This is a genomic window from Bacteroides sp. OM05-12, from assembly GCF_003438995.1.
GTDB lineage: Bacteria > Bacteroidota > Bacteroidia > Bacteroidales > Bacteroidaceae > Bacteroides.
On the sequence record NZ_QSUN01000028.1, the window covers coordinates 1 to 10723 of the forward strand.

Below are 10723 nucleotides of genomic sequence, written 5' to 3' on the forward strand. Positions count from 1 at the left end.
AAAGAGGCAAATAACTGTATTTTAGTTATTTACCCTCTTAAAAGTTGCGGAGGCCTGACTCGAACAGACGACCTTTGGGTTATGAGCCCAACGAGCTACCAACTGCTCCACTCCGCGATGTTTATTTCTTTTGTGAGTGCAAAGGTACGACTTTATTTTAAAATTGCAATATATTCATGAGATATTTTTCAAGTAAACTTTTAATAAACCTATAATGTGCTGTAAACCAGCTATGTCAGTTATGAATATTAACTCTTTTTATTTATTAAATTTTTCTTTTCTTGTGTAGTATCAATAAAAACTGTACTTTTGCTCAAATTATTAAGCAATGTGCAATAACCTATGACTGTATCCAAAACGAAAGCAAAATTAGTAGATGTGGCTCGACAACTCTTTGCGAAAATGGGAGTTGAGAATACAACCATGAATGATATTGCTTTGGCTTCGAAGAAAGGACGCCGTACTCTCTATACTTACTTTAAAAGTAAAGATGAAATCTATATGGCTGTTGTTGAGTCTGAACTTGACAGATTATCAGAGATTATGCAAAGCGTTGCGGAGAAAAATATCTCTCCGGATGAAAAAATGATTGAAATGATTTATACACGACTGGATACCGTGAAAGAAGTTGTTTATAGAAATGGAACATTACGTGCTAATTTCTTTCGGGATATTTGGAGAGTCGAAAAAGTGCGCAAGAAATTTGATGCAAGAGAGATTATTCTATTCAAAAGTGTACTAACGGAAGGAAAAAACAAAGGCGTTTTTGAAATAGATGATGTTAGTATGACAGCTACGTTAGTACATTATTGTGTAAAAGGAATAGAAGTACCTTATATTCGTGGTCATATAGGTAGTGGACTTGATGCCGAAACGCGTTTAAAATACGTACGAGACATTGTTTATGGAGCTTTACATAGAAAAGAAATTAGTCAATAAATAATTTAATTTACTTTTAATTATGGGATTATTAAACGGAAAAACAGCAATTGTTACAGGAGCCGCACGCGGAATCGGTAAAGCTATTGCTCTAAAATTCGCTTCAGAAGGAGCTAATGTTGCATTTACAGATCTGGTTATAGATGAAAATGCTGAAAAAACAGTTAAAGAAATAGAAGCTTTTGGGGTAAAAGCCAAAGGATATGCATCTAATGCTGCAAACTTTGCTGAAACTGAAACTGTTGTTAATCAAATTAAGGATGATTTTGGTACTATTGATATTTTGGTAAATAATGCCGGTATTACAAAAGATGGTTTGATGATGCGTATGAGCGAGGCACAATGGGATGCTGTTATTGCTGTGAATCTGAAATCTGCTTTTAATTTCATTCATGCTTGTACTCCTATTATGATGCGTCAAAAGAATGGAAGTATTATCAATATGGCTTCTGTTGTTGGTGTTCATGGTAATGCCGGACAATGTAATTATTCAGCTTCTAAGGCTGGAATGATTGGTTTAGCCAAATCGATTGCCCAGGAATTAGGTTCACGTGGTGTTCGCGCCAATGCAATTGCTCCTGGATTCATTATTACCGATATGACTGCCAAACTTTCTGATGAAGTGAAAGAAGAATGGAGTAAGAAAATACCTCTTCGTCGTGGTGGAACTCCTGAAGATGTTGCTGATGTAGCTACATTCCTGGCTTCTGATATGTCATCTTATGTCACAGGGCAAGTTATTCAGGTAGACGGTGGAATGAATATGTAATATGACTGTAGTTTACGAAGATAATCATATTATAATTGTCAATAAGAGTAGTTCGGAAATAGTTCAAGGTGACAAGACCGGAGATACTCCTCTTTCAGATATTGTTAAGCAATATCTGAAAGAGAAATATAATAAACAGGGAAATGTATTTGTAGGTGTAACACACCGCTTGGATCGCCCTGTGAGTGGATTAGTTATTTTTGCAAAAACCAGTAAGGCACTCTCGAGGTTAAATGAAATGTTCAAACATAGCGAGATAAAAAAAACATATTGGGCTATTGTGAAAAACTGTCCCCAAAAAGAAGAGGAAGAACTTACTAATTATCTTGTACGCAATGAGAAACAGAACAAGTCTTATGCATATGATAAAGAGGTAAAAAATTCAAAGAAAGCAATTCTTCATTATAAACTTATTTCCCATTCTGAAAATTATTATTTACTTGAAGTTGATCTAAAGACCGGTCGCCATCATCAAATACGTTGTCAGTTAGCAAAAATGGGATGCCCGATAAAAGGGGATCTTAAATATGGTTCTTCACGTTCCAATTCTGATGGAAGTATTTGCTTGCATGCACGAAAAATAAGTTTCATTCATCCGGTTTCTAAAAAAGTAATAGAGGTAGAAGCTCCTGTTCCGGATGATAATTTATGGAAAGCACTTGTGTCTTAATAAACAAAAAAGCCGCCCTCAGTATTCGCTAATACTAAGGTTTGCGGCTTCCTCTCTCAAATAGAAACGTCTGTGCTTAATTGTTACGCTAACTTCATATCAGGACAAGTCGTTTTTTCTTTTTTTATTGAATCACTAGGTTGTGATTGTTCCTTTTTCTCCGGTTCTTGGGCCATAGCATAAGAAGTTCCGACTTCACCTTTTGGCTTTTCTACAGTAGTGCTATCCTTTTTTTCCGGCTCTTGAGCCATGGCAAAAGAAACACTTGGGCTTTCAACTACTACAGTGTCTTTCTTTTCTGGCTCTTGAATCACAGCAAAAGAAATACTTGGACTTTCAACCACTGCTGTGTCTTTTTTCTCCGGCTCCTGCATAAATGCCAATGAATTTTCGGGATTTACTACTGTTGTATCTTTCTTCTCCGGTTCTTGTGCAAATATAGATAAACTACTACCCATTGTTAATCCTACTACTGCTACATAAACTAACTTTCTCATAATCATTTGCTTTAATTGTTAATGTTCTTGCTATTTTCTTGTTTTACCTTCTGAGAAATTAAGTTCAAAGCACGTGCCAAAGTAGTCGTTTATTACTAATGTGTATATTTACAGGTAGTTATGGTTATATTCTGATTCGTTTGATTGTAGAAAATAGTGAGATGTGTAGAAATTATTGTGGAATAATTCCACAATATCAAATATTATAGATCGATCTGATAAAGTTTGAGTTTATTATAAAGTGTTTTTCGATCTATGCCCAACAACATGGCAGCTTTGCTCTTATTATTGTTGGTATGGCGTAGAGCTTCTAGAATTTGTTCCTTTTCTCTTTCTTCATTGTGTAGGGAAATGCTCATAGTCTGTGTTGGCGTTTCAAGAATTTCATTTCCCAATTCATTAATCGAGATAAAGTTCTGTTGCGCTAACAGTGTGGCACGTTTTACAACATTCCTCATTTGCCGTAGATTACCGGGCCAATGGTACTCTTGTAAGGCGGCAACAGCTTTTGCGTCAAAACCAATAAGATGCTTGTCTAATTCTTTATTCGCCTGATCAAGAAAGAAATTAGCGAATAAAAGTATGTCTTCCTTTCGATCTTTTAGACAAGGCATCTTTAGAGTGAATTCATTGATACGGTGATAAAGATCTTCACGGAAAGTGCCTTTTTCTATGGCAACTTCCAGATTTTCATTCGTTGCGGAGATTAGACGAATATCTACATTCATTTCTTGGGTAGAACCAACGGGACGAACACGTCTTTCTTGTAGAGCACGAAGTAGTTGTATCTGTACTTCATAGCTAAGATTTCCTATTTCATCCAAGAAAATAGTTCCTCCATTGGCTGCAACGAAAGCTCCTGTTTTATCTGTTAAAGCTCCTGTGAAGGAGCCTTTAATATGTCCGAAAAACTCCGATGCTGCCAACTCTTTTGGTATAGAACCACAGTCAATTGCAATGAAAGGTTTATCAGCACGTTTGCTTAACTGATGAATGCGATGGGCGACATATTCCTTACCTGTTCCACTTGCACCGTTTATCAGAACAGACATATTTGTGGGAGCTACCAAACGTACATAACCGAATAGTTGTTTGGCTGCATCGCTTTCACCTTCAAGAAAATTATCCTGAACTTTATTATTTATCTGTTCTCCTTTATTCACGGACTGTTTTGGGGGAATAGAATCGTTGTCCGATAAAGCTTCATTGATTTTCTTTAAAAGTTCATCCGGATTCACCGGTTTGGAAATGTAGTCTTTTGCACCTGATTTGATGGCTTCTACTGCTGTTTGGATGTCAGCATAGCCGGTCATGATGATTAAAGGGAGCTCCAGACTATGTTCATTCATCCACTTCAATAGGTGAATACCGTCACCGTCAGGTAAGCGAAGATCTGAGAGTACAAGATTAAAATGACCGGATTCCAATGATTTTCGGGCACGGGCTATATTGCTTGCTGTATCGGCAGCAAAGCCTTTTTTGCATAGCCAAGTTTTAAGCATTACTCCGAATGTGATATCATCTTCTACTATTAATATAGAAACAGCCATTTCTAATAAATTTTAGTTGAACAAAAATACGGTTATTTTTCCTCTTTTGATAAATACGCTAATACCTTTTAACATAATCCTGAGAACTTCTCGCATTGTACGATAACTTTATCTATTTCCTCTAAGGCAAAGATAGCTTTCTCTTGCATATCTGCGCTGAAAGCCTCATCGCGGTGTGCTTCGAGCCATGCAAGAAATTGGACACAGCGGGTAGCGTTTATCATTCTGAAAAGCGGCAACATTTTGTGTGCTAATCCGGTAAGATGCTTAGCATCTGAAGCATCCAAAGCTGTCTGTAATGCGTCACGGTTATTTCTAGTTTCGGAAACGAACGTTCGCAAGATTTTTGCAGCGGCAGCCGGATCGTCTTCCGAGAAAGTGGTAAGTGCTGCGAATTTTAATTCATGGGAATCAGTATCCAATTGTGCCTTATCGGAGTTTTCGTGCGCTACTTCGGGAATTGAAAAGACACGGCTTAGTTCATTTAAAGAGAAAGGCTTATGTAAACAATCGGCAAAGCCTTTTGCTTTAAAATCCTCCTCATCCATATCACTCCGTGCCGTGACTGCTATAACGGATATACTTCTCGCTTGAGGAATATTGGAACTCCTCAACAGTTCCAATAGTTCAAACCCGTTCATGGCAGGCATCTGTACGTCCGTCAGCAAGATGTCGAACGATTCATTCTTTAAATATTCAAATAACTCTTCCGGTTGTTCGCAGCATACGGCTTCTACGTTTAGTTGTTTTAGCATTTCCACTGTGAGTTCCAACTGAATACGGTCGTCGTCAATGAGCAAAGCGCGGGTGGGTTTGGGACTTTTCGGTGATTCGTTTTCCTCTTTTTTTTGAGTTTCGATTATTCCACCAACCGGGAATAGCGGCAGGCAAACCTCAAAAGAACTTCCTTTTCCGGATATGCTCTCTACTTTTATCGTTCCTTCCAACAAAGCAACCAATTTCTGAGTGATAGACAAGCCTAATCCGAAACCTTCTTCTCCCTGTGCGTTTTTCAGGCGGGTGAACTCTTGAAATATTTTATCCTTTTCTTCGTCGGAGATACCTTTACCCGTATCTTTTACCGTTAGATATAACTTGGATTCCCGATAGGAAACAAACAGTCCGATGCTGCCTTCCTCTGTAAACTTGATGGCGTTAGATAGTAGATTGTCCGTAATTTGCCGTATCCGGAAGGGGTCGCTGATGTAGTGCCCATTTAATTCGGGGGCTATTTGGTAATCCAACCTCAGATTTTTCTTCTCGGCTATCGGCTCAAAGCTAATCTTTATCTCGTCAAACAATTGGTGCGGGTTGAAAGTAACCCGATTTATCTCCACCTTATTGGAGTCGAGCTTGTGGAAATCCAATAAGTCTTTGACCAACTTCAACAAGTGCTCGGAAGAAGCTTTCATGTTATCCAGATAAAAACGCTGCCTTTCTTCTGTCGTAAGCCGGGACAGCAAATCCGTATATCCGATAATGGAACCGACCGGTGCTTTGATGTCGTGCGTGATGGTCAACATCAGTTTCTCGCGGGAGACAAGCAAATTCTCCGCTTTTTGTTTGGCAATCTCCAATTCGCGGCGGTAATGGTTACTTTTTGTTATGTCCCGCCATATCAATATCAGAAACAAAGCGGCTAGGAATGCCGAGCCGATTGCTATTCCACTGATGACGCGCATGGAGTGTTGGCGCACCATCCGGTTCTGCTCCAGTTTGTCCAGTGAGCGGCTCATCTCTTCTTCTTCAAAGTCACGGAGAATCTGGTTTATCTTTGCAGACAGGATTTGACCGTTGTAACGCAGCTTGTTTGCCCTGTTTCTAAGTAATTCCAAGTGCTCCTGACGTTTGTCGCTTATTTGTATCTGTATGTTTCTCAGGATGACGGCAACCGTGTCCGCCGGATTGTAAGCCTGCACCAACGTGTCGGTGATGTACTCATGCGAGGTGTTAGTTACCGTAGCGGTGTCTTGTTTTCCGGGTGCGAAAGCCTCTGCCAGACGTTTGAAGAAACCTTTCGGCTTCTTTTGTACCTGATAGGAGTTTTGCCGGACCACTACTTTCTTCTGCACACGCTCTTCTTTGAGCAACGAATCCTGTTGTGAGATAATCTTCTCTATATTTCGTTGATAAATGCCCGCCGCTGCCGTGTCGTTCATTGCTTTGAGCAAGCTCAGCATATTTTGTTCTTTCCGGTTGAGCAGTAAGGAGATGCTGTCTACACGTTGTGATTGCACGGAGTCGGAAACGAAAGTCTTGAGGGTATCGATCGAAGCAAGTGCTTCTTGCATCGCCTTGCGGTAAAGCGGGTAATCATTCAGGCGTCCGACACTTAGCGACTGACCGATAACTTCTGCCTGATAGAGCTTGGCAAGTGTGTTATTGGTAATCTTTCGCTTGGCGTCCAGTTCGGCTTCGGAAATGTCCGGCTCTGCCAATACCTTCATTTCCTGATACACAAACCATATAGAGAAAAATAACAATGTGGTCAGCAATAAATAGCCTACCGTCACCTTCGCCCTTATTGATTTGTTTTCCTTCCGCATACTTATTTCTTAATTTAATGCCTTCATTGTTTGTTGCCGGAAGCGCAGGAACAGCATAATGCCCGCACTCGTCAGCCCGAACGGGAATCCCATCCACACACCTACGATGCCCCAGTCTAGTACGAACCCGCAAATGTAACCGATGGGCAACGAGATGATGAAATAGGCAATAAAGGCGATCACCATCATCGGCTTTACGTCCGAAATTCCACGCAAGGCATTGGCAAAGGCTATCTGCAGACCGTCGCCGAACTGATAGATAAGCAACGGCGCTATCAGGCTCGCCACCATTACGCTGACCGCCTCGCTGTCTGTGAACCAGCCGCCCCAATAGTCTCTCAGCAAGAAAATTGGAATGGAAGCCGATACTGCCATCACCATGATAAGGTGAAATCCGGCGTAGGCGGAGCGGCGTACGTTTAATATTTCACCCTTTCCTTTAAAGTTGCTCACACGAACGGCTATTGCCGCACCCATGCCGTAGTACATCATGAAACATATCTGCGAGATGGCAAGCATAATCTGATGAGCCGCCAGCTCAATCGTACCCAGCCACCCTATCATGATGGCACTGAGACTGAATGAGGCTGTTTCCATTCCCATCTGGAAAGCGATAGGCCACCCCAGTTCGTTTAGCTTCCGGAAATCCGGTTTGTTCAGCACCGCCCGTTTGAATCCGGCCAGACTGCGTATATAGCGTTTGCCGAAAAAGAATATCGCGGCAAAGATTACTACCATCATTATACGCGAAAACAGTGTGCTGATGCCTGCTCCCAACAAACCCAGTTCGGGAAATCCCATCTTGCCGTTAATCAGGATGTAATTGCCGATGATATTTAAGATATTGCCGCCAAGGAGTATCCACATGGAAGTTTTTGTGTCCGTAATGCCGTCGGCAAATTGCTTGAAACCATTAAATAACAGTACAAAGACGAGCGAGATGAGCAACACGATAAAGTAAGGTTTGATGAGCGGAATCAGTTCTTCCGGCTGCCCCAGCTTTTCTACGTTGAAGTAGAGAATCGTCATGGCAACGGTGAGCAGCAGCGCCACAAGGACGTTTGCCGCCAAACTGTTCTTCAAAACTCTTCCGGCAGCGTATAAATCTCCTTTCCCGTACAGGCTGCCTATGATGGGAGTGAGTCCGTAAGAGAATCCCGTGCTGAAAATAATCACCAGATTGAACATATTGTTGACGAACGAGGCGGCTGCGAGTTCATTCGTGCTGTGATGTCCTATCATCAGCGTATCGGCAAATCCTAATATGATGACACCGATTTGCCCGATGACAATAGGAATGCCCAAGTAGATCAGCGCCCGGTAATGTTCTCGATATGTATTGAAGAAATGACTCATGTATTTTTTTTCGCTATATAATATAAGGTGGAACTGTTCTCGCGTACGAAGGTCTCTTTTGCCACCCTCATTATCTGCGAGGCAGAAACCGCCCTGTACTTGTCCACTTCCGTATTAATGTCCTCCGCTTTTCCGATTAGCTCGAAATAGGCCAGATTCGTGGCAAGGTCCAGATAGTTGATGTTGGCAAATATGAAATTGCTCTCATACTTGTTTTTCACTTTCTCCAGCTCTTCTTCGGCTATCGGCTCGTTTTTCAGCAACTCCAACTCCTGCCGGATAGCTTCTTCCGCCTGCTCTAAGGATATGCCCGGAACAGGATTGCCCATTATATGAAAAAGTCCTGCTTCCACCGAACCGGATATGTAGGCGTCTACCGTGGAGAAGACCGCCTTCTCCTTCACCAGATGCTGTACCAAACGGCTGGAACGTCCGTTGGAGAGAATATCCGAGAGCATATCGAAGGCGTAATAGTCGGGATGTGTGCGCTCCACCATGTGAAAAGTCATGGAGAGAGCATCGGCAGGCACGTTGCGCTCTACCGACAAGCGGCGTTCTTCTTGTTGTGCAGGCTCTTGCGGCAGATTTCTGGGACGTACGTCTCTCTGCGGAATCGGACCGAACCATTTTTCCGCCAGACGGATGGTCTCTTCCAGCGTGATGTTGCCCGACACAGCAAGTATGGCGTTATTTGGCGCGTAAAAGCGGAAAAAGAAATCCTTTACCTCATCCAAAGTAGCTTGTGTGATGTGCGAAATGTCTTTGCCGATGGTACACCATTGATAGGGGTGAACACGATAGGCGAGTTCGCGAACCAATGCGCCCATATCACCGTATGGCTGGTTGAGATAGCGTTGCTTGAATTCTTCCGACACGACTTGGCGCTGCACCTCCAGATTTCTCGGAGTGAAAGCGAGACTTAGCATACGGTCGGACTCAAGCCAAAATGCCGTCTCGATATTCTGTCGGGGCAGCGTGATATAATAATTCGTAATATCGTTGTTCGTCCAGGCATTGTTCTCGCCTCCCGCCTGTTGCAGCGGAGAATCATAATCGGGAATATTGACGGAACCTCCGAACATCAGATGCTCGAAAAGATGGGCGAAACCCGTGTGATCCGGATGCTCATCGCGCGCGCCTACATTATATAATAGATTGAGCGCGACCATTTGTGTCGTTTTATCCTCGCTATGCACGATCCGCAGACCGTTGTCGAGTGTATGCCTGCCTATTTCTATCATTTTTTATTCGATTACGGAAACTTTCATTTTGATATCTTCTACCGGGCGGTCGCCACGATCCTTTTTCACCTTTTGGATGGCGTTCACTACCTCCATACCTTCTACAACTTCACCGAATACGGTGTACTCGCCGTCCAGATGCGGAGTTCCACCCACAGTGGTATAGGCTTTTACCTGTTCCGGTGTAAATTTGAAGTCGGGCAGACTGTCCGTTTCCACTTGCGCTTCCGCTACCAGGTGTTCCTGCAAATCATACAATCCGTCCTCGTCATTTTCCTTCCGCATCTTGTAGATTTCCTTCATATGCTGCTGCACCAATTTGTTGAACGCCGCCGTCAGTTTGTTCTTGTTCATCTGTTGCTCCATGCCCAGCATCTCACTTTCGGAGTACACCTTACCCGTCACGATATAGAACTGGCAGCCGGAAGATTCCTTCTTCGGATTTACCTGATCGCCCTGACGTGCTGCCGCCAGTACGCCCTTTTTGTGGAAGTGCTTCGGATATACGAACTCTGCCGGAACGGTATATCCCACATCGCCTGCGCCGAGTTGTTTCCCTGCCGGAGCATTTTTTGAATCGGGATCACCCCCCTGAATCATGAAGTCCTTGATTACGCGGTGGAACAAAGTACCGTCATACGCACCTTCTTTCACCAACTTAATGAAATTATCACGATGTTTCGGTGTATCGTTATACAACTTCACCTTAATATCTCCCATGCCGGTTTCAATCAATACCAGCGTTTCCTTCTGATTTTCCATATTACTTTTCTTTTTATTTTTATCTGCGCTGCAAGCAATGAAGCCAAATGCCAGAATGGCAAATATAACAGCTATCTTTTTGTTCATATAAATGATATTTTGTTTGTTCTGAAAAGAGATTAATATCATGCAAATCTACTACTTTTTTGTGGATAAAACATGAACTCGTCACGATAATTAAGATGCTTTCATATAGAGTACAAGAATCGATGCTACAGATATCTGTAGCCATTATTACAACTATACGAATTTTCATCGCGATGATAATTATTTTCATGGCGATGATAATAATTATCATGGCGAGTAGAATTATTATCATCGCGATGATAATTTTTATGCTCGTGGAGATAATATTTAAGCTCTCGCTTCGCTGTTTTTTATCCTGATGAAAAT

The 10723-nt window shown here is 42.1% G+C and carries 9 protein-coding genes and 1 tRNA gene; 3 read left to right on the plus strand and 7 right to left on the minus strand.

From position 1 onward, the window contains the following. Nucleotides 1–44: 44 nt before the first annotated feature. Nucleotides 45–117 (minus strand) — tRNA-Met (locus DXB63_RS15520). Between the two features lie 225 nt (nucleotides 118–342). On the opposite strand from DXB63_RS15520, the gene DXB63_RS15525 reads away from it, so the two are divergent. Genes DXB63_RS15525 through DXB63_RS15535 form a run of 3 tightly spaced genes read left to right on the plus strand, consistent with a single transcriptional unit; the run spans nucleotide 343 to nucleotide 2378 of the window. Then, entirely contained in the window at nucleotides 343–939 is a 597-nt protein-coding gene (locus DXB63_RS15525; protein ID WP_122127313.1) for a TetR/AcrR family transcriptional regulator, read from the plus strand. A 22-nt stretch (nucleotides 940–961) separates the two neighbouring features. Further along, nucleotides 962–1708, plus strand: coding sequence for a 3-oxoacyl-[acyl-carrier-protein] reductase (fabG, locus tag DXB63_RS15530; protein WP_122127314.1), 747 nt, complete (start codon nucleotides 962–964; stop codon nucleotides 1706–1708). A 1-nt stretch (nucleotide 1709) separates the two neighbouring features. Then, complete coding sequence (locus tag DXB63_RS15535; RefSeq protein ID WP_122127315.1) at nucleotides 1710–2378, plus strand: RluA family pseudouridine synthase; 669 nt, start codon at nucleotides 1710–1712, stop codon at nucleotides 2376–2378. A gap of 83 nt (nucleotides 2379–2461) precedes the next feature. Here the strand turns inward: DXB63_RS15535 and DXB63_RS15540 are convergent, their stop codons facing one another. The 6 genes from DXB63_RS15540 to DXB63_RS15565 all read right to left on the minus strand — a co-directional run bounded on the left by DXB63_RS15540 (nucleotide 2462) and on the right by DXB63_RS15565 (nucleotide 10417). Then, a complete protein-coding gene (locus tag DXB63_RS15540; RefSeq protein WP_147332299.1) occupies nucleotides 2462–2875 on the minus strand; it encodes a hypothetical protein in 414 nt (137 codons plus the stop codon). 203 nt (nucleotides 2876–3078) lie between these two features. Next, entirely contained in the window at nucleotides 3079–4425 is a 1347-nt protein-coding gene (locus tag DXB63_RS15545; RefSeq protein WP_122127317.1) for a sigma-54 dependent transcriptional regulator, read from the minus strand. 68 nt (nucleotides 4426–4493) lie between these two features. Continuing rightward, the gene (locus DXB63_RS15550) at nucleotides 4494–6971 is read right to left on the minus strand and encodes an ATP-binding protein (RefSeq protein ID WP_122127318.1); all 2478 of its coding nucleotides are present in this window, start codon (nucleotides 6969–6971) and stop codon (nucleotides 4494–4496) included. Between the two features lie 9 nt (nucleotides 6972–6980). After that, nucleotides 6981–8327, minus strand: coding sequence for an MATE family efflux transporter (locus tag DXB63_RS15555; protein ID WP_122127319.1), 1347 nt, complete (start codon nucleotides 8325–8327; stop codon nucleotides 6981–6983). Continuing rightward, nucleotides 8324–9568, minus strand: a complete 1245-nt coding sequence (locus tag DXB63_RS15560) for a pitrilysin family protein (protein ID WP_122127320.1) — start codon at nucleotides 9566–9568, stop codon at nucleotides 8324–8326. The genes DXB63_RS15555 and DXB63_RS15560 overlap by 4 nt, the downstream gene beginning before the upstream one ends. Before the next feature lie 3 nt (nucleotides 9569–9571). Next, nucleotides 9572–10417, minus strand: coding sequence for a peptidylprolyl isomerase (locus tag DXB63_RS15565; protein ID WP_122127344.1), 846 nt, complete (start codon nucleotides 10415–10417; stop codon nucleotides 9572–9574). Between the last annotated feature and the right edge of the window lie 306 nt (nucleotides 10418–10723).

Excerpts from the sequence above, each read along its gene's own strand:
- DXB63_RS15525 (WP_122127313.1), top strand. The coding sequence starts at position 343 with ATGACTGTATCCAAAACGAAAGCAAAATTAGTAGATGTGGCTCGACAA.
- fabG (WP_122127314.1), top strand. The coding sequence starts at position 962 with ATGGGATTATTAAACGGAAAAACAGCAATTGTTACAGGAGCCGCACGC.
- DXB63_RS15535 (WP_122127315.1), top strand. The coding sequence starts at position 1,710 with ATGACTGTAGTTTACGAAGATAATCATATTATAATTGTCAATAAGAGT.
- DXB63_RS15540 (WP_147332299.1), bottom strand. The coding sequence starts at position 2,875 with ATGAGAAAGTTAGTTTATGTAGCAGTAGTAGGATTAACAATGGGTAGT.
- DXB63_RS15545 (WP_122127317.1), bottom strand. The coding sequence starts at position 4,425 with ATGGCTGTTTCTATATTAATAGTAGAAGATGATATCACATTCGGAGTA.
- DXB63_RS15550 (WP_122127318.1), bottom strand. The coding sequence starts at position 6,971 with ATGCGGAAGGAAAACAAATCAATAAGGGCGAAGGTGACGGTAGGCTAT.
- DXB63_RS15555 (WP_122127319.1), bottom strand. The coding sequence starts at position 8,327 with ATGAGTCATTTCTTCAATACATATCGAGAACATTACCGGGCGCTGATC.
- DXB63_RS15560 (WP_122127320.1), bottom strand. The coding sequence starts at position 9,568 with ATGATAGAAATAGGCAGGCATACACTCGACAACGGTCTGCGGATCGTG.
- DXB63_RS15565 (WP_122127344.1), bottom strand. The coding sequence starts at position 10,417 with ATGAACAAAAAGATAGCTGTTATATTTGCCATTCTGGCATTTGGCTTC.